Raw genomic sequence first — 24,883 nt, 5'->3', positions numbered from 1 at the left:
ATGTTGCGCGGGATCGGTGCCGACGTGCTGCTGGTGCGTCGGCCCGAGCAGCTGGCCGTGCTCGACGGGATCGTGCTGCCCGGTGGCGAGTCGTCCACCATCGACCGGCTGCTGCGGATGTTCGGCATCGCCGAGCCACTGGCGGCCAGGATCCGATCGGGGCTGCCGACCCTGGGTACCTGCGCCGGCCTGATCCTGTTGGCCGATGAGGTGCTGGACCCCGCGCCCGGTCAGCAGACCCTGAAGGTCCTGGACATCACCGTGCGCCGCAATGCCTTCGGCCCGCAGGTCGACTCGCTCGAGACAACGGTGGCCACCGATGACGGCCCGGTCACCGCCGCCTTCATCAGAGCGCCAGAGGTGGTCGCTGTGGGTGCCGGGGTACAGGTCATCGGACGGCACCTCGGTCGGGTGGTGGCGGTGAGATCCGGTGCGGTGACGGGCATCTCGTTTCACCCGGAGCTAACGGGCGATACCACCCTGCACCGTCAGCTGATCGCCTCGGCCCGCCGGTGGCGGGTGGCGAACACGGCCGACACCGCGGAGATCACCGCCGTCAGCGCGAACGCGGCAGGGTAGCCCGACAGGTCGGCGAGCGCGCCGGCGGCCAGCGGGCCGACCATCGCCCCGACGTCACCGATGATCTGGTAGGTCGCGATCACCGAACCCCGCCGGCCGTTCGCGACATCGCCGAGTACCGCCCCCGGGCCGACCGCCTGGGCCGCCGATCCGACGCCGCAGATCACCATCGCGACAACGAACAACCAGAGCACCGGCGGTGCGGACAGTGCCGTCATCCCGACCGTGCTGGCGATCCCGCCGACGAGGACCACCCCGATCCGGCCCCGACGATCGGACCAGCGGCCGAACGGCAGCAGCAACGCGGCGTTGACCGCCGCCGAGACGGCCAGCCCGTAGCCGCCCCAGGCCTCACTGAGCAACAGCGCCTCGGTGACGAACAACGGAACGATCGCCACCCGGACCGCGTTGGCCCAGCTGCCGGCCAGATCCGCGACCAGAGCGACCCGGAACTTCGGCAGCGCCAGTGCCTCTCTGATGCCCTCAACCGGTTGCGCCGCTTCACGTTCCGACCGGGGCAGCCGCGGCACCCGGGGAAGCGCCGCGAAGGCGACGACGGCCGCCAACATCAGCGTCCCGGCGTAGAAGAAGAACGGCGTCCGCAGACTGATCGCGGTCAGCGGACCGCCGACCACCGGGCCGAGCACGCCGCCGAGCAGGAACGAGCCCGACCACGCACCCATCGCCCGGCCGCGGACCTCCGAGGGCACCGCAGAGGCCATCACCGATGACGAGGCGACGGTGAACATGGCGGATCCGACGCCGCCGGCGCCACGCAGCAACAGCAGCTGCGGGTAGTTCTGGCTGAGCCCTGCGACCCCGCTGGAGACCGCGACGATCACCAGGCCGATCCCGAGAACCGGTCTGGCGCCGAAGATGTCGACCAGTTTGCCGACGCCGAATGCCGACGCCATCCGGGCGGCCGCGAACATGCTCACCACCAGCGCGGCGGCCGTTCGGCCGACCCCGAACTCGCGGGCGAACACCGGCACCGCCGGGGCCAGGATGCCGAAGCCGATGGCGACGCAGATGGCGATGGCGGACAGGATCCAGACCACCCGGGGCAGCCGCTGCTGGGGCGCCGGAGCTCCGGTCGGATCCGCCGCCGTCATCGCCGTCCCCTCATCGCGCCGTGCCTGAGCAGCACTCCGGCGGAGAATGCCCGTGCATCCGATAGTCGGACGTCATAGTATTGGTGCCGCTCCCGCTCGCTCCGAAACCGAGGATGTCCTCCGATGTCTGCCCCTCTCTATTCCGCCATCGAGCGGGAACTGCCGACCGACGAGTCCCGCGCCCTGCTCGAACTGACCTCCGACCTGGTGCGCGCCGAGCTGCTGCCCAGGGTCGACAAGGCCGAGGACTCGGCCGATTTCCCCCGCGATGTGTTCGCGACGCTGGGGGACACCGGCGTGCTCGGACTGCCCTTCCCCGAGGAATTCGGCGGCGGTGGCCAGCCTGCCACGGTCTACCTACAGGTGATCGAGGAGCTCGCCCGCGGCTGGCTGACGGTCGGCATGGGCACCAGCGTGCACATCCTGTCGTGCCACGGCATCGCCACCGCCGGCACAGCCGACCAGCGTGCGCGGCTGCTGCCGGACATGCTGAACAACAGCCTCGGCGCGTTCTGCCTGTCCGAGGCGCACGCCGGCTCGGACATCGCCACCATGCGCACCACCGCCCGGCGGATCGGCGACGAGTACGAGCTCAACGGCAGCAAGGCCTGGATCACCCATGGCCCGGTCGCCGACTTCTATCTGGTGTTCGCCCGCACCGGCAGCGCGGGGTCCGGCGGTCGCGGACTGTCGGCGTTCCACGTGCCGGCCGGCACCGCCGGCGTCAGTGCCGACATGCCGGAACGGAAGATGGGCCTCAAGGGCTCGCTCACCTCCGGCGTCACCTTCGACCACGCCCGGATTCCGGCCGGCAACCTGATCGGCGCCGAGGGGGACGGGATGGCGATCGCACTGGCCGCCCTCGACTCCGGCCGGCTCGGCATCGCCGCCTGTGCGACGGGCCTGGCCCGGTCCGCGTTGGACGTCGCGCTGCGCTACGCGATCGAGCGGCAGGCGTTCGGCGAGCGCATCGTCGACTTCCAGGGGGTCGGCTTCCTGCTGGCCGATGCCGCGACCGGCATCGAATCGGCCAGAGCGCTGTACCTGGCGGCCGCCAGGCGCAAGGACGCCGGACTGCCGTTCTCCGCCCAGGCGGCGATGGCCAAGCTGACGGCCACCGACATGTGTATGAAGGTGACCACGGACATGGTGCAGGTGCTCGGCGGCGCCGGCTACGTCCTGGATTATCCGGTTGAGCGGTTCATGAGGGAGGCGAAGGTGCTGCAGATCCTGGAGGGCACCAACCAGATCCAGCGCACGGTGATCCTCAAGTCGATGTTGCGGCCCACCGGAACGGCCCGGTGAACGGCGGCGGCAGGCACGTGACGCTGCTCACGCGGGAGGGCTGCCACTTGTGCGAACAAGCCCGACGAACGGTGCGCGAGGCGGCGGCGGCAACCGGCGCCGGTTGGTCGGAAACTGATGTGGACACCGACCCGGAAACACGTGCGGAATACGGGGATCGGGTCCCGGTGGTGCTGGTCGACGGGGTGGAGCACGGCCACTTCCGGGTGGACCTGGATGCGCTGCTCGCGGCACTACGCTGATCAGAACGTTGCTCGCTCTGCGATCCGGCGTTCACCCGAATGCCCGGGCGCTTCCCAGAATCCGGGACCGCCGTCCCACGATCGGTTTTGTTCCCCGGCGCGGGAATGGATAGGGTAATTCCATCGGCGGCCTACCACACACCGGCCGCCACCCCGGCAGTGGGTGCCTCAGTGATGTCATCGCGATGTCCTCCTGGGAATCCGCCTGCCCACTCGAACAACAGGCGGCAGAACAGGTGTCAAAGACCTCGGGCTCCATGCAATCGGGTCGGCGGATGAACGCCGACGCCGAGCATGCCCGGGTGATTCCGGAGGCCACCGCGTCCCGCCTGCTCGGCTACCTGCGGGTGCTCAACGAGTACTCCTTCGGTCGCATCGTCTGTTCCCGCGACCTGGCGCTGGCCGCCGGCGTCGACGCCGCCAAGCTGCGTAGGGACCTGTCCTTCCTCGGCAACTACGGCGTCCGCGGGGTCGGCTACGACGTTGCCACCCTGACCGCCGAGATCTCCATCGCACTGGGGGCGCACACCGCGCACCGGGTAGCGCTGGTCGGCGTCGGTAACCTCGGCCAGGCCCTGGCCGGATACTCCGGGTTCGCCGGCCACGGGTTCCAGTTGGTGGCCCTGTTCGACGCCGACCCGGAACAGGTCGGTCGCACCACTGCGGGCCTGCAGGTGAACGACATCGCCGACGCCGCAACGGTTCTGGCCGAACGGCAGGCCACCATCGGGATCATTGCAACCCCGGCAGGGGCGGCCCAGTCGGTGGCCGAACTGCTGGTCGCGGCCGGTGTCCGGTCGATCCTGAACTTCGCCCCGTGCCTGCTCGAGGTGCCCGGCGACGTCCATCTCCGCCAGGTCGACCTCGGCCTGGAGCTCCAGCTGCTGGCGTTCCACGCGAACAGCCGGCCGACGGATCTTGCCCACGTGATCGCAGAGATAAGGAGCAGTTCATGACCAGGGCTCGCAGAGCGGCCGGGCGTATTGCGTTCGTCGGAGCCGGTCCCGGAGATCCGGGACTGCTGACCGTCAGGGCCCGGGATGCGTTGGCGTCCGCGGACCTGATCGTCACCGATCCGGACGTGCCGGCCGAGATCACCGCGCTGGGCGGCGACGCCGAGGTGCAGCCGGCGGTCGGCGAGCCGGCCGACGTGGCGAAGACGCTCGGAGCCGCGGCCCGATCCGGTTCCGTTGTGGTCCGCTTGGTCTCCGGCGACGTGCTGACCGCCGATCCGGTGATCAAGGAGATCCAGGCGGTCGCCAGGACCGTCATCGCGTTCGAGATCGTGCCGGGTGTCTCCGCCGTCACCGCCGCGGCCAGCTACGCCGGCATCCCGGTCGGCTCGGTGCACACCGTCGCCGACGTCCGGTCCACCCACGACTGGCGGCCGATTGCCGGCGCGCCCGGCACCCTGCTGCTGCAGGCCTCGGCCGGCCACCTGGCCGATGCGGCGGCCGCGCTGGCCGAGTCCGGTCTGGAACCGGCCACCCCGGCCTCGGTGACGACCTGCGCCACGTTGCCAACCCAGCGCACCGTCGACGGCACCCTGGCCACGCTGGACGGCATCGGCCGCGACCTGCTCGGTTCGCTGATCGTCGCCATCGGCTCCAAGGCCGCCCAGCGGGACAAGCTGTCGTGGTGGGAATCGCGGGCGCTCTACGGCTGGCGGGTGCTGATCCCGCAGACCAAGGACCCGGCCGACGAGATGGTCACCATGCTGACCGGGCACGGCGCGACCAGCGAGCGGGTGCCGACCATCGCCGTCGAGCCGCCCCGGACGCCGGCGCAGATGGAACGCGCTGTCAAGGGCCTGGTCGACGGCCGCTACCAGTGGATCGTCTTCACCTCGGAGAACTCGGTGCGCGCGGTCTGGGAGAAGTTCTCCGAGTTCGGCCTGGACGCGCGGGCGTTCTCCGGGGTGCGGATCGCCTGCGTCGATGCGCGGACCACGGCCGCGGTCCTCGCGCTCGGCATCACCGCCGACCTGGTGAGCGATCACCAGGAGAACTCGGCCGGGCTGCTCGATCAGTTCCCGGAGTTCGACGACCTGCTCGATCCGGTCGACCGGGTGCTGCTGCCGCGGGCCGACATCGCCACCGAGACCCTCGCGGCCGGATTGCGCGAGCGCGGCTGGGAAGTGGATGACGTCACCGCCTACCGCACCGTGCGGGCGGCGCCGCCGCCCGCGCCGATCAGGGAAGCCATCAAGACCGGCGGATTCGAGGCGGTCTGCTTCACCTCGTCGTCGACGGTGCGCAATCTGGTCGGCATCGCCGGCAAGCCGCACGCCCGCACCGTGGTGGCCTGTCTGGGTCCGAAGACCGCCGAGACGGCCCGCGAGTTCGGCCTGCGGGTGGACGTGCAGCCGGAGCTGCCGGAGATCCCGGCGATGATCGAGGCCCTCGCGGCGCACGCCCAGCGGCTCCGCGAGGAGGGCGCATTGCCCCCGCCGCGGAAGACGCCCCGGCGCCGCTGACGGCCCCCCACCGACCACCCGGCCGGCGCACCGAGCGCCGGCCACCAGCCAGGATGCCGGGAAACGGCGTACAGACAGGTAGATTCGCTGCTATGACGACACCCGGGGACAAGCCGCGCCGTGGCGGCTTCCTGTCCAACATCTCCTCGGCCCTGACGCCGCCGATCATCACCGACGACGATCCGGACAAGCCCTTGGTGGCGCCGACCGGGATCAAGGTCTCGTCCGTATTGATCGCCATTGCCGGGCTGCTGTTCCTGTACATGGGCATCAACTCGCTGGCCACCCAGAACAGTCAGCTCGATCGCGCGGTGACGAGCTATGTCGCCGATGTCGCCAACTGCACGGCGAAGGTCGGCGGCATCGGTGCCGATGCGAAGGCGCCCGAGGGCGCCGACGACGCCACCACCAAGCTCGCCGATTCCTGCAAGAACATCACCACGCCGGTCCCGACGCAGGAGATGAAGGACAACGCGATCAGCCACCTGCAACTGGTGTCCTGGATCGTGATCGTGATCGGCCTGGCCTCGGTGGCGATCTCCTGGTTCCTGCGCAGCGGGGCCGCCTGGGCCCGCCGGTCGGCCGTCGGGCTCGTCATCGCCACGATGATCCTGACGATGTTCCTGCAGGTGTCGAACCTGTTCACGATGCTCGCTACGCTGCTGCTGGTCGCCGCGGTGCTGATGTGCTACCTCGGCAAGGGCGGCGTCTACTTCGTGAAGACGGCGATGCGGCGCAAGGCGGCGTGACACAGGCCGCCCCGCGGCAACGGTCGCGGCCGCTCCGCGCGCGCCGGTCGACCGGCCACGGCACCGATCGGGCCGCCGACGCCGTCGCGTCGGTGGTCGCGGTGCGGATGGTGATCGCGCTGCTGGGCATGTTCGCCGCGCTCTACGGCACGGTGATGTTGTACCGGCACTCCATGCGCACAACGCTCTGGGGACCGTTCGTGGCGGGCGAGTCGAAGGTCGCGATCGTCCGCTATTCGACGCCGTGGCTGCTGGCCGCTGCCGGTCTGGCACTACTGGCCGGGCTGCTTTTGGTGGCGGCGGTGGCCGACACCGTGCGCTGGCGCCGGCTGCGCAGGGCGGCCCGCGACCGGCGCTCATGAACACCTGGGACACTGCATCGGTGCCCAAAGAATCAGTAACGACAGTGCACCTTTTGCGGCACGGCAAGGTGCAGAATCCGAGCGACATCCTCTACGGGCTGCTGCCGGGCTATCACCTCGCGCAATCCGGGCGGGCGATGGCCCAGGGCGTCGCCGACTACCTGTGCGGTCCGCCGGCATCCGGCGGGCCTGTCGACATCGCCTACCTGGCTGCCTCCCGGCTGGACCGCGCGCAGGAGACCGCGGCCCCGCTGGCCGCCGCCACCGGGTTACCGATCGTCACCGACGATCGGCTGATCGAGGCGGCGAACTCCTTCGAGGGCACCAGGTTCACCGCGAGCACCCTGAAGTCGCCGGCCAACCTGGCGCGGCTGCGCAACCCGGCGTTGCCGTCCTGGGGGGAGCCCTACCTGCAGATCGCCCGGCGGATGCTGGGGGCGGTCTACGCCGCCGAGCAGGTAGCCCGCGGACGGGTCGCGGTGCTGGTGAGCCACCAGCTGCCGATCTGGACGCTGCGCCGGTTCCTGGAAGGTAAGCGGCTGTGGCACAACCCGGCCGGCCGGCAGTGCGCGCTGGCCTCGCTGACCACCCTGATCTTCGCCGGTGGGGTGCTCGACTCGATCCACTACAGCGAGCCGGTGGCGCACATCGCGGGCGTCAACGACCCGGCCGGGACACCGGCATGAGGCGCCGGCCCAGGAGAGCGTCAACGACACTGCGGGCGTTGCTCGGGTGCCTGCTCGGCACCGCACTGCTGCTCACCGGCTGCACCTCCGGCAATGACGCCTCCGCCCCGCAGGGTGGCACCTTCGAACTGGTGACGCCTGGCGGGCTCTTCGAGTTCGACTACCCGCCGGACGAGCGCAAGCCGCTCGGCGAGATCTCCGGGCCGTCGATCTCGGGTGACCAGCGAATCTCGCTGAGCGACTACCCGGATACGGTGATCGTGTTGAACTTCTGGGGCTCATGGTGTCCGCCGTGCCGGGCCGAGGCGGACGACCTGGCCACCGCGGCGACCGATCTGACGGCCGACGGCGTGCAGTTCATCGGCATCGACGTGAAGGAGCCGAAGGGTCCGGCGGCCGACTTCGAGAGCGCCCGCAAGACGCCGTACCCGTCGATCCACGATCAGCAGATGCGCACCTTGCTGTCCATCCGTGGTTACCCGGTCAACTCGGTGCCGTCCACCATCGTGCTGGACCGACAGCACCGGGTGGCGCACATCTGGCTGAAGGACTTCAGCAGCCCGGCACCCTTGGTGAGCGTCGCCAGCAGGGTGGCGGCCGAATGAACGCGACGCTGCAGACGTTCGCCGCCTCCGGCACCGCAAGTTCGGTGACGGACACCGTGCTGTCCGGGCCGTTCCTGCTGGCGGCGGCACTCGCGCTGGCCGCGGGCGTGGTGTCGTTCGCGTCCCCCTGCGTGCTGCCGCTGGTTCCCGGTTACCTCTCGTACCTGGTCGGGCTGGTCGGCGCCGAGGAGTCCGCGGCCGGCGGGGGCCGGGGCGCCGGGCGCGGCGTCGGCACCGCGGTCCGCAGCCGGGCGGTGCGGGCCACCGGCCTGTTCGTGATCGGCTTCACCGTGGTGTTCGTCGCCGAATCGCAGATCGTGCTGGGCTTCTCGCGTTTCCTGGCCGGGAACCAGTTGCTGCTGACCAGGATCGGCGGTGTCGTCACGGTGATCGTCGGGTTGGCGATGCTCGGCTGGGTGCGTCCGATGCAGCGGGAAGCCAGGATCCACGCCCGGCCGACCGGCCGGATCTCCGGGGCACCGCTGCTCGGCGCGTTCTTCGCGTTGGGCTGGACGGTGTGCATCGGTCCGACGTTCCTGGGCATCAATTCGCTGGTGATCGCCAGCGACTGGAACTCATACGCCTGGCGCGGACTGTTCCTGATCCTGCTCTACTGCATCGGGTTGGGGGTGCCGTTCCTGGTGCTGGCCTTCGGCTTCGGCTGGGCGACCAGCGCCTTCGGCTTCCTCCGGCGGCACTCAAGGACCATCCAGATCGTCGGCGCCCTGGCACTGATCGCGATCGGCCTGTTGATGGTGACCGGGGTGTGGACCGACTTCGTCGCCTGGCTGCAGAACCGGTACATCCTCGGCGTCGAGCCGGTGCTGTAGATGTCCGCCACCGACACCACCACCGTCCCGTCCGGCGGCCAGGTACCGCCCGCCCGGCGACGCGTCCGCCCGGCCATCGCCTTCCTGCGCAACACCTGGCGCGGTCTCACCAGCATGCGCACCGCGCTGATCCTGCTGTTCCTGCTGGCGTTGGCCAGCCTGCCGGGTGCGCTGCTGCCGCAGTGGTCGCTGAACGAGTCCAAGACCTCCGACTACATCGCCGCCCATCCCTTCTGGGGACCGTTGATGAACCGGCTCGGGTTCTTCGAGGTGTTCGCCTCACCGTGGTACTCGGCGATCTATCTGCTGCTGTTCATCTCGTTGGTCGGTTGCCTGCTGCCCAGGACGTTCGAGTTCGCCCGGCAGATCGGTGCCCGGCCGGTGTCCACCCCGCGCAACCTTGCCCGGATGCCGCTGCATGCCGAGTACACCGTCGACGGCACCGCCGAGCAGGCCGCCGACCGGGCGGAGGCCACCTTGCGTCGCAAGCACTGGCGGGTGTCCAGGCGGACCGAATCCGGTGGCGTGCACACCCTGTCGGCCGAGAAGGGCTACCTGCGCGAGGTCGGCAACCTGGTCTTCCATTTCTCGCTGCTCGCGCTGCTGATCGCGGTGGCGATCGGCAAGCTGTTCGGCTACGAGGGCAGCGTGATCGTCCAGGTCGGAGACCCGTGGTGCTCGTCGTCCACCAGCAGCTACGACAACTTCCGTCCCGGGCTCACCGTCGACGGCACCGATATGACGCCGTTCTGCCTGCAGATCAAGGACTTCCAGGCCACCTGGTCGCCGTCAGGGCAGGCCCTGAGCTTCCACACCGACGTGAACTACCAGGCGGCCGCCGAGGCCGGCGGCGACTCCTGGCACTCGGCCAGGGTGCAGGTCAACGACCCGCTGCGGATGGCGGGGGAGCGGCTGTACCTGCTCGGCCACGGCTATGCCCCGGACGTCAAGGTGACGTTCCCGAACGGCGACGTGCGCAACTACTCGACACCGTTCATCTCCAACGACCCGATGCTGTTGTCCACCGGCGCGATCAAGGTTCCTGACCCGCCGGGCGTGCCGGCGGACCAGCTGACCCAGCACCAGTTGGCCATCGCGGGACTGTTCGCCCCGACCGCGGCCGAGCACGGCGGCATCATGACCAGCGTCTACCCGGCAGCGGACAAGCCCGGTCTCGCGGTGGACATCTATCGGGGCGACCTCGGGATGGAGGGTGGCCGTCCGCAGTCCGTTTACGCCATCTCGCAGGACCAGGTGGACAAGGGCGCGCTGGTCAAGCTCGACCGGGTCAACCTGTACGTCGGCGACTCGACCACGCTGGACGACGGCACCGTCATCACCTTCACCGGCTACCACGAGTGGGTGTCGCTGCAGACCAGCTACGACCCGGGACAGACGCTGGCGCTGATCGCGGCGATCCTGCTGCTGGCCGGTCTGATGGCCTCGCTGACCATCAAGCGGCGCCGGCTGTGGTTCAGATTGCTGCCACCGGAGGCCGGGTCTGGTGCCGGTGACGAACTTCGACGTACTGTAGTACGCGTCGGTGGGCTGGCCAGGACCGATCAGGCCGGGTACGGCGCGGAGTTCGACGAGGTGTCCCGCTGGGCCGATGACGGCACCGGCAGCGACACGGGTACCGACGAAGGCACAGCTACCGCCGATGGCACCACAGGTACCACCGGCAGCAACACAGGAACCGACGGCACTGCCGCCGAGAGGGAGTAAGTGATGGCAGGGTTTTCCGATCTGGCCTTCCAAGCGGCGATGGCCGGGTACCTGATCGCGCTGATCTGTTACGGCATCGAGGTCGCCTCCCGGCGTGGTCTGGTGCCCACCGCGATGGAGGCGGCCAGCGCACAGCGGGTGCACCTCGCGAAGGTCGGGGCGGCCGGGTCGAGGGCGACCGGGTCGACGGTCACCGGTTACACCGATGCCGACGTCGACGACGAACTCGACGACGACGACGATGACGACGACGACCGGGCGGCGCTGGCGCCCTGGGGAGTCCGGTTCGGCCGGGCGGCGGTGGTCGTCACCGTCATCGGCGTGTTGGCGAACCTGCTGTCGGTGGTGACCCGCGGGATCGCCGCCGGACGGTTGCCGTTGGGCAACATGTACGAGTTCGTCTCGATGATCTGTCTGGCCTCGGTCACCTGCTGGCTGGTCGTGCTGGCCAAGAACCGGGCGCCCGGGCTCCGTCAGCTCGGCCTGTTCGTGCTGATCCCGGTGGTGATCCTGGCCTTCGTGGCCGGCACCAAGCTGTGGATCCCGGCCGGCCCGGTACCGCCGTCACTGAACTCGTACTGGAAGTGGATCCACGTCACCACGGTGTCGCTGTCCGGGTCCGTCCTGCTGGTCAGCGGGGCCGCGTCGGTGCTCTACGTGCTGCGTCACCGCTTCGACCGGAAGCTGTCGGAGATGCCGGACGACGAGGCGCTGGCCACCTCCGTCTGGTCCCGGATGCCGTCGCTGCCGACGCTGGACAAGATCGCCTACCGGACCGCCATCGTGGCGTTTCCGGTGTACACCTTCGCGATCATCGCCGGCGCGTTGTGGGCCGAGGTCGCCTGGGGTCGCTACTGGGGATGGGACCCGAAGGAGACGGTGGCGTTCGTCAGCTGGGTGTTCTACGCCGGGTACCTGCACGCCAGGGCGACGTCGGGCTGGCGCGGACTGCGGTCGGCGTGGATCAACATCATCGGGTTCGCCGCGATCGTGTTCAACCTGTTCTTCGTGAACATGGTGGTCTCCGGCCTGCACAGCTACGCCGGCGTCGGCTGAGCCCCGCCCAGGCGTAGCGGGGTTGTCCCGCAGGCGTAGCGGGGTTGTCCCGGAGGCGTAGCGGGGTTGTCCCGGAGGCGTAGCGGGGTTGTCCCGCAGCACCGTAGCCGGCTGGTACCGCACAGAACGCCGTCAGCCCCCGACCGTGAGGTCGGGGGCTGACGCGTCATCCCTGCTGTTCTGCTCGGACCGTTGGACTCGGACTCCTCAACCGGGACCGGGCAGCTCAGGCGCCGCCGGACCCGTTCTTGTCCTCGCCACGCAACCGCCGGTCGATCTCCCGGAGGAACTCCGGATCGTCGTCCGGTGCCACCTGCCGGAGCTGCGGCCGTGGCCGTGGAGCGGGCCGCTGGCGCACTCCGGGCCCGCCGCTCGGGGGGGTTTCGGCGTCGATCCGGGCCCCCAAGCCACGCCAGGCCAGCGCAATCACCAGGATCGTGATGGCCAGTGCGACCAGTAGGTACATGGGGCCTCCTTCGGCTCACTCCAGGGTACCCACAACGGCGGCCGACGAGGGCCACGTGTGGGTAACCACCTGATCACGCCGTATCGCGTGACGCTTCCTCGGTGAGGTCGGCGAGCAATGCGGTCACTTCGGACTCCCGGAACCGTCGATGGCCACCCGGGGTACGGATCGAGCCGATCCGTCCGGCCGATGCCCATCGCGTGACGGTCTTCGGATCGACCCTGAACATCAGGGCGACCTCGCCAGGGGTGAGTAGCTTCTCGGTGTTCTCTGCAGCCACGGTGTACAACCTCCGATTCGTACTCTGTTCAGACGCACCGCCCGGGAGGGCGTTCTGGTTCCATTGTGCGCTTTCGTGCCTGATCGGTTCCCCGCCGAGGTGGCGGTAAAACCGGTCAATTCATCCGACCGCCCGGCGAGTGTACGTGCGTTTCATGACCTTTGCGCCCACCCGGGAAATCACCCAGCGTCCGGCGGCTAGGTTGGTCAGGACTCTTACGGAGGTGTGAATGGACGCGGTCGATCGGCGGCTCATCGATGCGCTGCGGGCGAACGGCAGGGCGAGTTACGCAGAGTTGGCACGGATCGTCGGTCTGTCGTCGTCGGCGGTCCACGAACGGGTGGCCAAGCTCGAGTCGTCCGGGGTGATCAGCGGTTATCGGGCAGTGGTCGATCCCACACTGATCGGCCTCGGGGTGACCGCGTTGGTCGGTGTCGAGCCGGGGGAGAACGGCAATGACACGCTGATCGCCGCCTCGCTGGACGCGGTGCCGGAGGTGGAGAGCTGTTACGCGGTGGCCGGGGCCGAGGCGTTCATCGTGAAGGTACGGGTGCCCAGCGTCGACGATCTGCATCTGGTGCTGGGACGGCTCCGCGGCATCGACGGGGTGGCAAGGACCAGGACGACGGTGGTGCTGGCCACCCGGTTCGAGATGCGACCGCACCCGCTCGAGCCCGGCCCGGGCGTGCCGGCCGAGGACGTACCCTGAGAACCGTGACCGACAACCTGTCCGGCGCGAGCAGACCGCGTACCGGGCGCAGTGGGGTATGGCCGCTGGCGGTCGGGTACGTCGCCCTGCGGCTGTTACTGACGGTGACCTTGGCCGCCGCCCTGCTCGGCATCAGCGCGTTGGTCGGGCTACAGATGCCGATCCTGATCGCGCTGATGTTGGGCATCGTCCTGCAACTGCCGCTGGCCTGGCTGCTGCTGGCGCCGCTGCGCGAGAAGGTGACGGCCGCGATGGCCGCGCAGGCGGGCGAGCGCCGGCTGGCCCGGGAGTCGCTGCGGGCCGCGCTCGCCGGTGACGAGGAAAACGGTGAGAACGGGTGACGGCGACCTCGTCGGCCGCCGGCCCGTGCGCCGGTGGGGTGACGGTCGACCGGTCGGACCCGGCCCGGCGCGCCTGGGTAGCGCAGGCAGTGCGCAGGATCGAGGCGGACGCGCAGCGTAGCGCCGACACGCACCTGCTGCGGTTCCCGCTGCCGAGCGAGGTCGGTGTCGACCTGTACCTCAAGGACGAGTCCACGCACGTCACCGGTTCGCTCAAACACCGGCTGGCCCGTTCGCTGTTCCTGTACGCGCTGTGCAACGGTTGGCTGGGCGAAGGAACGACGGTCATCGAGTCGTCGTCCGGCTCGACAGCGGTGTCGGAGGCCTACTTCGCCCGGCTCATCGGCGTCCCGTTCGTCGCGGTGATGCCGAGGTGGACGTCGCCGGAAAAGATCTCGCTGATCCAGGCGCAGGGCGGCCGGTGTCACCTGGTCGACGACGCAGCCGCGATCTATGACGAGTCCCGGCGGCTGGCCGCCGCCTGCGGCGGCCACTACATGGACCAGTTCACCCACGCCGAGCGGGCCACCGACTGGCGGGGCAACAACAACATCGCCGAGTCGATCTTCGAGCAACTGACGCTGGAGCGGTATCCGGTCCCGGAGTGGATCGTGACCGCAGCGGGTACCGGCGGCACCAGTGCCACTATCGGCCGGTACGTTCGCTACCGGGGGCACGCGACCCGGCTGTGCGTGCCGGACCCGGAGAACTCGGCGTTCTTTCCGGCCTGGTGCGCCTCGGACCCATCGGTGACCGGAGGCGGCTCGAAGATCGAGGGGATCGGCCGCCCGCGGGTGGAGCCGAGCTTCGTCGGCCAGGTGATCGATCGGATGATGACGGTCCCCGACTCGTGCAGCGTTGCGGCGATGCGCGCGGTGGAGAAGGTGTTGGGCCGCAAGGTGGGTCCGTCCACCGGGACCAATCTGTGGACCGCGTTCTCGTTGGCTGCCGAGATGCGTGACGCCGGCGCGGCCGGCTCGATCGTCGCATTGTTGTGTGACAGCGGCGACCGTTATGCGGACAGCTACTACGACGACGACTGGGTGGCAGCACAGGGCTGGGACCTCGGACCGGCCACCGAGATCGTTTCGGAATTCCTCCGCAGTGGCCGATGGCCGGACTCAGCTGCCGGACGCTGAGCCGTTCCGCGGGGGCGAGGACCGGGAACCGATGCGGTACAGCCTGCCCCGCAGCATCTCTCGGATCATCATCACCTTGCCGGGCGAGTTGTAGATGATCAGCTCGTCGAAGGTGTGCTTGCCGATCTTGCCGGCCAGGGCCAACGATCGCTGCCGGAGTCGCTGCAGTGCAGCAGGTTCCAGCTGCAGAGGCGGTTCGTCGGGCTGGTAGCGGGCACCGAGCGGATAGTCCTTACCGGGCACGGTGGTCATCTCGATGTGGCTGCCCACCAGCTGGCTGACGTCGCGGTCCTCGGCGAAGGCGGCCAGTCGGTCGACGCTGCGCATGAACTCGGGATAATCGAAGGCGTACAGCCGGCCGGGGTAGACGGTGTCGCCGGTGAGCAGGAATCCGGTCTGCGGGTCGTACACGGCGATGTGGGTCCGGTGGTGCCCGGGGATGGCCAGCACCTCGAGTTCGCGGCCGCCGAGATCCAGCGTGACGACGTCGTTCGGCCAGTCGGTGAAGCCGAAGAACTGTTGCACCGCTTCCAGTTCGCGGCCGACGACCGTGGTGTCGGGGCGGTTCGAGAACTGATGGTCGCCGGCCACGTGGTCGCCGTGCGAGTGGGTGTGCGCAACGATCAGCCGGCGGCCGGGGTGGGCTGCCAGGAGTTGGTCGACGGTCGCCCGGATCGGGTTCAGTTCCACCGGGCCGACAGCACCGGTGTCCAGCAGCAGGGCACTGCGGTCGCCGATCAGCAGGTGCAGGAACGGCGCCTCGTAGCTGACGTTCTTGCTCTGCCGCAGGATGAAGGTGCGCTCGTCGACCTGGTGCACCTGCAGCAGCGGCTCGTCACCGGGCCGACCGGACTTGGTTCCGTGGATCCACTCGACGTCCAGATTGGGGGCCATCGCCGGTCACCAGTCGAAGACCGTGTCGGGCAACGCGTTCTTGCCGAGCGCGTGCTGATCGACGAAGCCGAGGACCGTCTCGTTCCAGACCCGCGAGTTCGACGGCGAGAGCACCCAATGGTTCTCGCTGGTGAACTGCAGGAAGCGATGCGGCAGATCCTGTGGCTTGCCGTCGAACCCGGAGACCAGGTCCCACCACAGCCGCAGCGCCTCGCTGATCGGGACCCGGTAGTCCCGACTGCCGTGCGTCAACAGCATCGGCGTGCGAATCTTCGCCGCGTGGTGATGCGGCGAGTACTTCGCGTACCACTCCGGCAGGTCGTCGGGTGTGCGGTGCACCCGCACCTTGTGCGCCGCGGCATCCGTGGTCGGGTGTTGCTGATCGAGGGCGTACAGGCCGGCATGGGTGACGATCGCCTTGAACCTGGTGCTGTGGCCGGCGATCCAGTTCGTCATGAAGCCGCCGAAGGAGGCACCGAGCAGGGCGGTTCTGGTGTGATCCAAGGATTTTCGTTGCAGGACGTGATCGGTGAGGGTCTCCACCTCGTGCCAGACGACGTCGGGAAGTCGCGGCCAGCCGCGGTTCAGTCCGGCGTGACCGTAACCGGTGGACATCGCCGGATCGGGCATCAGCACGGCGTAACCGCGGGCGACCGCCAGCCACGGGGACCAGCGCCAGCTCCAGGAGTTGTACGAGCCGTGCGGACCACCGTGGATCCAGAGCATCAGCGGCGCCGGCCGGCGGGCCGACGCGCCCTTGGGAGTACAGAGCCAGCCGCCGACCCGGATGCCGGCGACATCGGTGTCGACCCATTCCAGGGTGCCCGGAACTCCGGCCACCCAGCCGGGTGCCGGCAACCGGCGCGGCTCGCCCACCCGGCGGACCGTCAGTCGGACCGGGGTCGGTGGGGTGTCGATGGTGGACCGCAGGGCGTAGAGGTAACGGCCGTCGGCCGCGGCGTGCAGGCTGGAGTAGACGGCATCGTCGGCGATCGTCTTGCGGACCCGGCCGGTGGCCGGGTCGACCGCCAGGATTGCGCCCCGCGAATGCAGATCGCCGGTGACGTACAGGGTTTGGCCGTCGGGCGCCCAGACGTACTCGCCGATCGTCAGATCGCCGACCTCGACGGCGACCGGCTCGCCGCCGGCCACCGGGTGCAGTTCGAGGAAGTCGTAGCTGGTGTCGGTCGGGGTGGAGCCGGTGACCCTGGTGACGGCGAGCGTGCTGCCGTCCGGCGAGAAGCTCGGGCCGGCATATCCGTGGGCCGATGTGCCGCGCAGCAACACCTTCCGTCGCCGGCGGGCGGTGTCGATCAGCACCAACGAGGTACCTGTCTCGCCCCGCCGGTCACGCCGGGTCCAGGTGGTGGCGACGGTGCGGCCGTCGGGGGAGAGATCGGCGGTGGCATTGAGTAGCGAGACGGTGTCGGCATCGGTGGCCAGATCGGTGAGCGGGCCGGCCTTTCCGTCAGCCACCGGATCGACAAGGTTCAGTCGGGGCGAGGTGTCGTTGATCTCGTGATCCCAGTACCGGATGGGCATCCCGGTGTGCAGGATCGCGGTGACGCCCCGATCCTTGCGGCGTTTCCGGGCCTCGGCGTCGGTGTCCGACGATCCGCCGGCGACCACCGACCCGGTGGCCAGCAGGCGCCCGTCCGCGGCCACGCCGGCGATGCCGAGACCGCCCGGAGCGTCGGCCACCACACGCGCCTCGCCGTGTTCGCGAAGCCGCCAGATCGCGGTATGCGATTGGCCGTTGTTCGCAGATCCGTTCTGCTCGCCCTCGGTGTCGGGGCGGGCCGAGGTGAACAGCAGCGCGCCGTCCGGCGCGAATCGCGGTGCGGACTCGCCCTTCACCGAGAAGGTGAGCCGCCGTGGCTCGGCGAGACCTTCGGGATCCACCTCCCACAGCGCGCTGACGTACTTGCTGCCGTTGGCGTCGGGCCGCTGGACCGCGGCGACCAACCGCTTGCCGTCCGGGCTCAGCGCCAGCGCCGTGATCCGGGGCAGCGCCACGAACCCGGCGATGTCGGTGAAGTCCGCGAAGGGCGTCTCCTCGGCGATCACACCAGTGGGGTGAGTGTTGGCTGTCTCGGCTGAACGGGCGCGCGTCGGCATGACTGCGACCGTATACGCGTCGATCACCGGCAGGATCACCGCGCTGCATCAGGATCCCTGCCGCAGCGCGGTGATCGGCTCGATCGTCGCCGCCTTGGCCGCTGGATAGGCCCCGGACAGCAGGCCGATCAGCGCGCCGGCGACCGGCGCCGCGATCGCCATCCGCAGGTCGAGGACCGGGGTCCAGTCCCGCCCGATGGACGCCGCCAGCACCGTGAGCACGCCGATGGCGGCGCCGATCAACCCGCCGATCATGCCGATCACCCCGCTCTCCACCAGGAACTGTCCGGCGATGTGCCGGCGCTTGGCGCCCAGCGCGCGACGCAGGCCGATCTCCGGCGTCCGTTCCATCACCGACAGCAGGGTCACGTTGGCAATGCCGAAGCCGCCGACCACCAGCGCCAAAGCCCCGAAGGCCAGGAACAGTCCGTTGACGTCCTGCTGGACCGCGTCACCGAGTCGGCCGGGCGGGGGCGGCGCTGAGACCTTGACCGAGTCCGGCTGATTCGGTGCCACCGCGATCGCGGCCTGTCGCCCGACCTGTTGGGCAGCACCGAGGACGGTGCGGACGTCGACGTCCGACGGGGCGGCCAGATTGAACCGAACCGCTGCGGTGCCGTTCGGAATGATCACCGCATCGAGCAGGGCGTCCCGGCGCTCGACCGCCCCGATGACGCCGATCACCGCGTAGCTGCGGTCGCCGATGAAGATGCTCGGCCGGGAATCGACCCTGGAGATCCCGAGTTTCTGCGCCGCCCGAGCCCCCAGCACGGCCACCGGATCGGCCCGCCGGTCGTGACCGGCATCGAAGAACCTGCCGGTGGCCAGCGTTCCGACATCGGCGTCCAGCAGCCCGGGAGATCCGGCCACCACCGGGATGTCGAACGTGGCGCTGTTCGTCGGATCGATCAGCTGCACGCCACTGACCGAGTCGGTACCGATGTCGATCTCGGTGTAGGTGCCGGCCGCGGCGACGCCGGCCAGCCGGCCGACTCGCTCGGCCGCATCCCACGGAAGTTCGGCGGTGCCGTTGTCGTCGTCCGGGGCGCCCGGCGGAGCCTCGGCCGGGGTGAGTACCACCCTGGTGGCAGCCACCGCGTCGAACCGCTGGGCGATCTGCCCGCCGGCCGTCTGTCCCAACCCGAGCGTGGCCACCAGAGCGCCGATGCCGACCACGGTGCCGATCATGGTGAGCACCAGACGAGCCGGTCTGGAACCGATCCCCAGCACCGCCTCGTCCAGCAGATCGGTCGCCCTGATCCGCGACTTCCGTCGGCGGGAGGCCGATATCGTCGGCGGTGCAGGCGGATCGACCTGGTCGAAGATGGACAGGCTCATGCCGGGCTCAACTCCCCGTCGGAGATCCGGACGCGTCGCTCTGCCCGCCGGCTGACCTGGTCGTCGTGGGTGATGACAGCGAGCGTCAGACCGTCAGCATGCAGGGTGTCGAACAGATCAAGGACGCCGGAGGCGTTCTGGTGGTCCAGGTTTCCGGTCGGCTCGTCGGCCAGCAGCAGCGACGGACGGCCGGCAAGTGCGCGGGCGATGGCCACCCGCTGCCGTTCGCCGCCGGACAGCTTGGTGGGTAGGAAGTGCTGGCGTCCGGACAGCCCGACCTGCTCCAGAACCTCGACCGCGCGCGCCTTTCGCACTGCCCGCGGAACCGCCTGGTAGAGCATCGAGAGCATCACGTTGTCCAGCACGGTGCGGCCACCGATCAGGTGAAAGGTCTGGAATACGAAGCCTATTCGGCGGCCCCGTAGGCCGCTGCGGGCTGCTTCCCCGAGCTCGGCGACGTCCTGTCCGTCCAGCCGGTACACCCCGGATGTCGGACGGTCGAGCAGCCCCAGCAGATGCAGCAGCGTTGACTTGCCGGATCCGGAGGGCCCGACGATCGACAGGTACTCGCCCGGTTCGATTCGCAGATCTACCCCCCGAACCGCGAGTACCTCCGGAGTGCCTGGATAGCTGCGATGGACGTCGATCAACTCGACGACCGGCAGCGGCGCGGGGTCGTTGGCATCGGATGCCGGTGGCACCAGCGGTAGGTCCGTGGTCATCGTCCGACCACCACGAGGCTGTTCTCGGTCAAGGTGTCCTTGCCGACGCCGACCACCGCGCCGTTGTGGTCGGTCGGCACCACTTCGACCTCGCCGGCCGCGGACAGGCCGACCTTGACCGTCTGGAACCGGGTGCTGCCATCGGGCTCGAGCACCTCGACCCGGGGGTTCCCGTCGGAATCGGAGTACAACGCGGCCGTCGGCACGGCCAGGACCTTCCCGGCCGTCGCGCCGACCGCGATCACCACCTTGACGTTCGACCCGCCGAGCGAGTCCGTCTGCGCCTTGGTAATCCGTCCAGGGTCGAGGGTGACGGTCCAGTCGCCGTTCTTGCCGGCATCGGTGTCCGGGTCGGCAGCCTTGACCTTGGAGATGGTGGCCGTCACCGGGTCCGTCCCTGGGAGGGTGAGTTCTGCCGTCATCCCCTTCTTCAGCAGGCTCGCCTCGGCCTCGCTGACGGTGGCCGAAACCTGCAGCTGCGAGCCGGAAACCGTCATCACCGTGCCGTCGATCGCCGAGCCCTTCTTGACCTTCACCTCGTTGACCCGGCGGGGCAGGCCAGGCAGGTAGACGACCTCGGCCGCCGGTAGCGGCGTCCGAGCCTCGGCAACGGCCGTGGCCAGGTCGTGCTTCGCCTGGGTCAGTGCCTGCTTCGCGGTCGTCACCGTCCTCTCGGCCGCCGCGTCGTCCGGGCCGGCCAGCAGCTCGTCCCGCTGGGCGATGGCGACCGCGAGCTTGTTTTTCGCTGCGGCGATGGCCGTTTGATCCGGTGGCCCTTGCCGATTCGCCGCGTCGAACGCCTGCTGGGCGACAGTCGCCTTGTCCTTCGCCGCCGCCAGCGCAGACCGGGCCGCGTCCAGCCGCCCTTGTGCTGCCTTTTCCAGTGCCGCTTGGTGGTGTGCTGCCTTGTCTTGTGCTGCTGTGTCTTGTGCTGCCTTGCGTTGTGCTGCTACGTCTTCGGCAGCGGCTTTGGCCTGCTGCAACTGTTGCTCGGCGGCCGATACCTGTTCCTCGGCCTGCTGCCGGGCCTGGTTCGCCGCGTCCAGCGCGCGCTGCGCCGCGGCGACCGCCGCCTCATCTGCCGGGGTCGGCGCGGTTCTGGCCTTCGCCAGTTCGGCCGACGCGGTGTCGATCGCCCCCTGGGCGGCGAGCTTCTCCGACTCGGTGGGCGGCTTGTCGACCTGGGCCAGCTCGGCTTCGGCCTGCGTCACCTGCTGTTCGGCTGCCCGCTTCCGCTCCTTGGCCTGGTCGACCTTGTTCTGGGCCTCGGGGGTCGGCGTCGGTGCCGAGTAGCCGAGCTTGGCGTACAGCCGACCGACCGCGGCGATGGTTGCCGTGTCGTACTCGCCGCTCGATCGGCCGGTCAGCAACCTCAGGCGGTGCAAGGCAGCCTGCAGCTGAACGACGTCCGGCCCGCGACTGCCAGGGACGATGGTCCGATAGGTGGACAGTGCGCCACCCAGCGCGATCACCGGTCGCCCGGCCACCTCGAGCAGCACCGTGCCCTCGGCCACCGGATCGCCGATCTTCGGCACCCGGCCGGTGACCACCGGCTGGGTGTCGCCGCCGGCCGGTACCCCGATGTCGGCCGGGTCGGTGAAGGCGACGTCGCCGCGGGTGGTGACCTCCGAATGCAGCGCCTTCAACGCGACCGGAACGGTGATCGGGCCGGCCGCCGGCGGCGCCGCGCGGGCCGCGGCATCGGCCGGCGAGACGATGAACTGCGCCGCCACATAGCCACCGCCGGCCGCGATCACCGCCGTCACCGCGACCAGCGCGATACTCCGGCGTGGTGAGGCCATCAGCGGCCGCCGTTCATGGCGTCGCGGTATCGCTCCAGCTCGGCCTTGTGCGCGACCACGAAGGCTTTTTCCAGTTCTACCCGGACTGCGTCGTAGGTGGTCCGGTAGTCCTTTCGGCAGTCGAAATCGGCCAGCGCCAGCGCGATCTCCTCCTTGCGCAGGTCCGCCGTCTTCTGTTGATCGGGCGCCGGTGGCGCGTCCGTGCCGGTACCGCCGGCGGCCGGTCCGCCGACCGTGACCCCGCGCTCGCCTCGTTGGAAATCCCAACCGTTGAGGTCGGCCCACTTCTTCATGATCGAGTCCTGCGGGTCGGTGATCTTGGTGTAGCCGGGATGTCCGGCGTCGGCCAGGCAGCTCGCCCAGGCCTTGATCAACGGCGCCACCCGCGGATCGGCGTCGACCCGCTGGTGCAGGTCGTCCAGCGCCTTGAACAGGTCGTCGAAGTCCGACGTGTCGATCTGTTGACGGTTCCCGAAGACCTTGGTCTGGGCGGTGCCGTAGCAGCCGACATCGGCCGCTCCGGCCGTCCCCGAACCGGACGTGCCCGAACCGGACGTGCCCGAACCGGTCGTGCCCGAACCGGTCGTGCCCGAACCGGTCGTGCCCGAACTGGCCGTGCCCGAACCGGCCGTGCCCGAACCGGCCGTGCCCGAACCGGCTACCCCCGGGCCACCGGGACCGATGGCCACCACGGCGCCGCCACCGCCGACGGAAAGGCTGGCTCCGGCGGAGCCGAAGAGTGCCTTCTGGTACGCCTTCCGCTCGGACGCCGACATCTTCTCCATGGCCGCCTGGTTCGGGTCCTTCTGGTCCTCGGACGGCTTGACCTCGTTGGTCGTGGTGATGCCGTATCCATACTTGGCCGTCCAGTCGCGATCGGCGACGCTGTTGCTCTCGCGGCTCATCGTGACCGTGCCTGCCATCGCGGCGTCGAACGGGATATAGGTGAATCCCTGCTCCTTCATGCACGACGCCACCAGCTCCTGTACCTGGTGCTGTTGGGCCTTGGCTTTCTCGTCATCCTCGGGTTTCGTTCCGCCGCCGAGGTATTCGTCCAGCGGCCCGGCGACGGGTGCCGATCCGGAGCTCGGTGTGGACCCCTCGCCCGCGCCGGTCCCGCTGCAGCCGCTGATGGTCCCGAACGCCGTGGCCACGAGGGCGCCGATGATCAGTCCCGATCGTGTTCGTCCCATGCTGTCGTCCTCCCTGGTGCCCGTCACTCTCGGGCGCTGGATGGGTCGGGAACTGTTTCTATCCAGGTCGGGGTTGGGCCGGGGTCTGACGCTTTCTCACCCGCTGCTAACCCGGCTGCGGGATGCTGGATGGCATTTCCGGTCGGGCCGGACGCGGACGAAGGGAGAACAGCATGCGGGTGCTGATCGTCGAGGACGAACAAGACCTTGCGCGGACGCTCGCCACCGGGCTGCGGGACGAGGGGATCCACGCCGAGGTGTGCGGTGACGGTGCCGCCGCGCTGGCCCACCTGGGTGCGAACGACGTGGACGTCGTTGTGCTGGACCGTGATCTGCCGGTGCTGCACGGCGACGCGGTCTGCCGGGCACTGATCGCCGCCGAACATCCAGCCAGGGTGCTGATGTTGACCGCCGCCGGATCGCTGTCGGACCGGGTGTCGGGCCTCGATCTCGGGGCTGACGACTACCTCGCCAAGCCGTTCGCCTACGTCGAGCTGCTCGCCCGGATTCGAGCGCTCGGCCGCCGGGGCGGCGAAGCGAGCCGGGGCCGGGTCTTGGAGCGTGCCGGTATCAGGTTGGACACCGATCGGCGGACCGCCGAACGGGACGGCCGGCCGGTGCGGCTGACGCCCAAGGAAATGGCGGTGCTACAGGCACTGCTGGAGGCCGACGGCGGTGCGTTGTCGCCGACGGAGCTGCTCGACGAGGTGTGGGAGGACCCGTTCGATCGTTCGCGCGGTGTGGTGAAAGTGGTGGTGTTCTCCCTGCGTCGCAAACTCGGCAACCCTCCGGTCATCCAGACCGAGGTCGGCCACGGATACCGGATCGGATGATCATGAAGGTGCCCGCAGTACTTGCCCGCCAGAGCTTCCGCACCAAACTGGCGCTGGGACTCACCACCGTCTTCGTGGTGGCCGGAGTCGCGCTGGTGTTGGTCGAATATCTGATGGTGTCGCGACTGTTCGACCACGCGATCGCCTCGAGTACCGACGCGATCAGTTCCATGCCGCCGGGGGTGAGCGTGATGACCGCCGCCACGGACGGGGTCGGGGTGGCGAAAGGCCTCGAGATGGCCACGGCGACCGGACCGGCGGTTCCGGGCGACGCCACCGGCAGCTGGTCGACCGTGGTGATCGCCGGGGAGCCGGCGCAGAGCTGGTACATGGGCAAGTCCCAGAGCCTGGCCGGTGATGTCCGGGTCGGACTGCTCGTGTGGTCAGGCATCGCCCTGCTGGTCTTCGCCGTGCTGGCGGCGGCGGTGTCGTGGTGGTTGGCCCGCAGGTCCATGCGTCGGATCGGCGAGGTGACGGCGATCGCCAAGGACCTGTCGACCCACGACCTGGACAAGCGGCTCGATCTGCCCGGTCCGCCCGACGAGATCAAGGAGCTGGCGGATACCTTCGATGCCATGCTGGATCGGCTACAGGCCTCCTTCACCAGTCAGGAGCGGTTCGTGGCCAACGCTTCTCATGAGTTGCGGACCCCGCTGACGACGGCCAGGACCGCTTTGGAGATCCCGCTGAGTCAGGGGAAGGTCCCGGAGAGCCTGCAGCCGGCCATCCGCACCGCGCTGAAGGCCGGGCAACAGAGCGAAGTGCTGATCGCGGCGCTGCTGACGTTGGCGCGCGGGCAGACCACCGGAGACTTCAGTACCTCGGACCTGGCCGAGGTGGTGACCGATGCGGTCGATGACCTCAAGGAACGGATGGGCGGCGCGGAGATCGAGATCCGGATGCACACGGTTCCGTCGCCGGTGACCGCCGACCAGGTGATGCTCGCCAGGGCAGTGACGAACCTGTTGGACAATGCATGGCTGCACAACGAAGCCGGCGGTCGGATCTGGATCGACGTGCACACCGAGTCGCAGAACGTGGTGCTGGCCATCGAGAACACCGGTCCGCCGATCGATGATGAGCACATCGAACTGTTGGCCGAGCCGTTCTATCGCTCCCAGGCGTCCCGCACGTCGATCCGGCGGCCGGACGGCCGCAGCGGCGTCGGACTCGGGCTGTCCATCGTCCGAGCGATCGCGGAGGCGCACCGTGGCCGGCTGGAGATCTCCGGCCGGACTGGCGGCGGGCTGACGGTGCGGATGCTGGTGCCGGTCCGGGTGCCGGCTCTCGTGTCGTGACCTTGTCCCGTCTCAAATTCGAT

26 protein-coding genes are annotated in these 24,883 nt (G+C 69.4%); 17 read left to right on the top strand and 9 right to left on the bottom strand.

Translation table 11 applies throughout. The annotated features are described in order from the left end of the window. Nucleotides 1-579, top strand: a complete 579-nt coding sequence (pdxT, locus tag K340_RS28140) for a pyridoxal 5'-phosphate synthase glutaminase subunit PdxT (protein ID WP_211229319.1) — start codon at nt 1-3, stop codon at nt 577-579. Here pdxT and K340_RS28135 read toward each other — a convergent pair. Next, a complete protein-coding gene (locus tag K340_RS28135) occupies nt 489-1,691 on the bottom strand; it encodes an MFS transporter (RefSeq protein WP_051265351.1) in 1,203 nt (400 codons plus the stop codon). The two genes, pdxT and K340_RS28135, sit on opposite strands and share 91 nt — an antisense overlap. Nucleotides 1,692-1,814: 123 nt before the next feature. Between K340_RS28135 and K340_RS0107360 the strand changes: the two genes are divergently transcribed. The 11 genes from K340_RS0107360 (at nt 1,815) to ccsB (ending at nt 11,727) form a co-directional block, all read left to right on the top strand. Continuing rightward, nucleotides 1,815-2,996, top strand: a complete 1,182-nt coding sequence (locus tag K340_RS0107360) for an acyl-CoA dehydrogenase family protein (protein ID WP_029136251.1) — start codon at nt 1,815-1,817, stop codon at nt 2,994-2,996. Further along, nucleotides 2,993-3,238: a glutaredoxin family protein gene (locus tag K340_RS0107355; RefSeq protein ID WP_029136250.1), complete on the top strand. Its 246-nt coding sequence runs from the start codon at nt 2,993-2,995 to the stop codon at nt 3,236-3,238. The genes K340_RS0107360 and K340_RS0107355 overlap by 4 nt, the downstream gene beginning before the upstream one ends. A gap of 185 nt (nt 3,239-3,423) precedes the next feature. Beyond that, complete coding sequence (locus K340_RS28130) at nt 3,424-4,194, top strand: redox-sensing transcriptional repressor Rex (RefSeq protein ID WP_322786026.1); 771 nt, start codon at nt 3,424-3,426, stop codon at nt 4,192-4,194. Beyond that, entirely contained in the window at nt 4,191-5,714 is a 1,524-nt protein-coding gene (locus K340_RS0107345) for a bifunctional uroporphyrinogen-III C-methyltransferase/uroporphyrinogen-III synthase (protein ID WP_029136249.1), read from the top strand. The genes K340_RS28130 and K340_RS0107345 overlap by 4 nt, the downstream gene beginning before the upstream one ends. Nucleotides 5,715-5,806: 92 nt before the next feature. Continuing rightward, on the top strand, nt 5,807-6,463 hold the full coding sequence (locus K340_RS0107340) for a hypothetical protein (RefSeq protein ID WP_029136248.1): 657 nt from the start codon (nt 5,807-5,809) through the stop codon (nt 6,461-6,463). After that, a complete protein-coding gene (locus tag K340_RS0107335; protein ID WP_029136247.1) occupies nt 6,460-6,825 on the top strand; it encodes a hypothetical protein in 366 nt (121 codons plus the stop codon). Before K340_RS0107340 ends, K340_RS0107335 begins: the two co-directional genes overlap by 4 nt. Further along, nucleotides 6,822-7,511: a histidine phosphatase family protein gene (locus tag K340_RS0107330; protein WP_051265347.1), complete on the top strand. Its 690-nt coding sequence runs from the start codon at nt 6,822-6,824 to the stop codon at nt 7,509-7,511. The genes K340_RS0107335 and K340_RS0107330 overlap by 4 nt, the downstream gene beginning before the upstream one ends. Further along, nucleotides 7,508-8,116, top strand: coding sequence for a TlpA family protein disulfide reductase (locus K340_RS0107325; RefSeq protein WP_037363112.1), 609 nt, complete (start codon nt 7,508-7,510; stop codon nt 8,114-8,116). Before K340_RS0107330 ends, K340_RS0107325 begins: the two co-directional genes overlap by 4 nt. Next, on the top strand, nt 8,113-8,946 hold the full coding sequence (locus tag K340_RS0107320) for a cytochrome c biogenesis CcdA family protein (RefSeq protein ID WP_051265345.1): 834 nt from the start codon (nt 8,113-8,115) through the stop codon (nt 8,944-8,946). Before K340_RS0107325 ends, K340_RS0107320 begins: the two co-directional genes overlap by 4 nt. Beyond that, complete coding sequence (gene resB / locus K340_RS28125) at nt 8,947-10,671, top strand: cytochrome c biogenesis protein ResB (protein ID WP_084614133.1); 1,725 nt, start codon at nt 8,947-8,949, stop codon at nt 10,669-10,671. Between the two features lie 3 nt (nt 10,672-10,674). Further along, nucleotides 10,675-11,727, top strand: a complete 1,053-nt coding sequence (ccsB, locus tag K340_RS0107310) for a c-type cytochrome biogenesis protein CcsB (RefSeq protein WP_037363395.1) — start codon at nt 10,675-10,677, stop codon at nt 11,725-11,727. Nucleotides 11,728-11,953: 226 nt separating this feature from the next. Here the strand turns inward: ccsB and K340_RS0107305 are convergent, their stop codons facing one another. After that, complete coding sequence (locus K340_RS0107305; protein WP_029136242.1) at nt 11,954-12,193, bottom strand: hypothetical protein; 240 nt, start codon at nt 12,191-12,193, stop codon at nt 11,954-11,956. Between the two features lie 73 nt (nt 12,194-12,266). Continuing rightward, on the bottom strand, nt 12,267-12,473 hold the full coding sequence (locus tag K340_RS0107300; protein WP_037363393.1) for a BldC family transcriptional regulator: 207 nt from the start codon (nt 12,471-12,473) through the stop codon (nt 12,267-12,269). Between the two features lie 229 nt (nt 12,474-12,702). On the opposite strand from K340_RS0107300, the gene K340_RS0107290 reads away from it, so the two are divergent. From K340_RS0107290 to cds1, 3 genes are read left to right on the top strand one after another with little or no spacing between them, the layout of a single operon-like run. After that, a complete protein-coding gene (locus K340_RS0107290; protein ID WP_029136240.1) occupies nt 12,703-13,182 on the top strand; it encodes an Lrp/AsnC family transcriptional regulator in 480 nt (159 codons plus the stop codon). A gap of 5 nt (nt 13,183-13,187) precedes the next feature. Then, nucleotides 13,188-13,523 (top strand): DUF4229 domain-containing protein, encoded by a 336-nt coding sequence (locus tag K340_RS0107285; RefSeq protein WP_051265343.1) that lies wholly within the window; start codon nt 13,188-13,190, stop codon nt 13,521-13,523. Continuing rightward, complete coding sequence (gene cds1 / locus K340_RS0107280; RefSeq protein WP_037363109.1) at nt 13,520-14,662, top strand: L-cysteine desulfhydrase Cds1; 1,143 nt, start codon at nt 13,520-13,522, stop codon at nt 14,660-14,662. The genes K340_RS0107285 and cds1 overlap by 4 nt, the downstream gene beginning before the upstream one ends. On the opposite strand, the gene K340_RS28120 is transcribed toward cds1, so the two are convergent. Genes K340_RS28120 through K340_RS0107245 form a run of 6 tightly spaced genes read right to left on the bottom strand, consistent with a single transcriptional unit; the run spans nt 14,645 to nt 22,729 of the window. Beyond that, nucleotides 14,645-15,556 (bottom strand): MBL fold metallo-hydrolase, encoded by a 912-nt coding sequence (locus K340_RS28120; RefSeq protein WP_084614132.1) that lies wholly within the window; start codon nt 15,554-15,556, stop codon nt 14,645-14,647. The genes cds1 and K340_RS28120 overlap by 18 nt on opposite strands. 6 nt (nt 15,557-15,562) lie before the next feature. Then, nucleotides 15,563-17,674 carry a S9 family peptidase gene (locus K340_RS0107270; RefSeq protein ID WP_084614163.1) on the bottom strand — a complete coding sequence of 704 codons (2,112 nt, stop codon included), beginning with the start codon at nt 17,672-17,674 and terminating at the stop codon, nt 15,563-15,565. 48 nt (nt 17,675-17,722) lie between these two features. Further along, on the bottom strand, nt 17,723-19,012 hold the full coding sequence (locus K340_RS0107265) for an ABC transporter permease (protein WP_084614131.1): 1,290 nt from the start codon (nt 19,010-19,012) through the stop codon (nt 17,723-17,725). Then, nucleotides 19,009-19,734: an ABC transporter ATP-binding protein gene (locus K340_RS0107260; protein WP_051265340.1), complete on the bottom strand. Its 726-nt coding sequence runs from the start codon at nt 19,732-19,734 to the stop codon at nt 19,009-19,011. Before K340_RS0107260 ends, K340_RS0107265 begins: the two co-directional genes overlap by 4 nt. Beyond that, the gene (locus tag K340_RS34015; RefSeq protein WP_051265338.1) at nt 19,731-21,536 is read right to left on the bottom strand and encodes a hypothetical protein; all 1,806 of its coding nucleotides are present in this window, start codon (nt 21,534-21,536) and stop codon (nt 19,731-19,733) included. The genes K340_RS0107260 and K340_RS34015 overlap by 4 nt, the downstream gene beginning before the upstream one ends. Continuing rightward, nucleotides 21,536-22,729: a hypothetical protein gene (locus tag K340_RS0107245; protein ID WP_029136234.1), complete on the bottom strand. Its 1,194-nt coding sequence runs from the start codon at nt 22,727-22,729 to the stop codon at nt 21,536-21,538. Before K340_RS0107245 ends, K340_RS34015 begins: the two co-directional genes overlap by 1 nt. A gap of 173 nt (nt 22,730-22,902) precedes the next feature. Here K340_RS0107245 and K340_RS0107240 point away from each other — a divergent pair, with 173 nt between their 5' ends. Both K340_RS0107240 and K340_RS0107235 read left to right on the top strand, forming a co-directional pair. Continuing rightward, complete coding sequence (locus tag K340_RS0107240; RefSeq protein WP_029136233.1) at nt 22,903-23,562, top strand: response regulator transcription factor; 660 nt, start codon at nt 22,903-22,905, stop codon at nt 23,560-23,562. After that, nucleotides 23,559-24,860 carry a sensor histidine kinase gene (locus K340_RS0107235; protein WP_037363107.1) on the top strand — a complete coding sequence of 434 codons (1,302 nt, stop codon included), beginning with the start codon at nt 23,559-23,561 and terminating at the stop codon, nt 24,858-24,860. Before K340_RS0107240 ends, K340_RS0107235 begins: the two co-directional genes overlap by 4 nt. The last annotated feature ends 23 nt before the right edge of the window (nt 24,861-24,883 follow it).

The organism is Nakamurella lactea DSM 19367, from assembly GCF_000426645.1.
Classification (GTDB): Bacteria; Actinomycetota; Actinomycetes; order Mycobacteriales; family Nakamurellaceae; genus Nakamurella; species Nakamurella lactea.
This window is presented reverse-complemented; position numbering and strand designations above follow the sequence as displayed.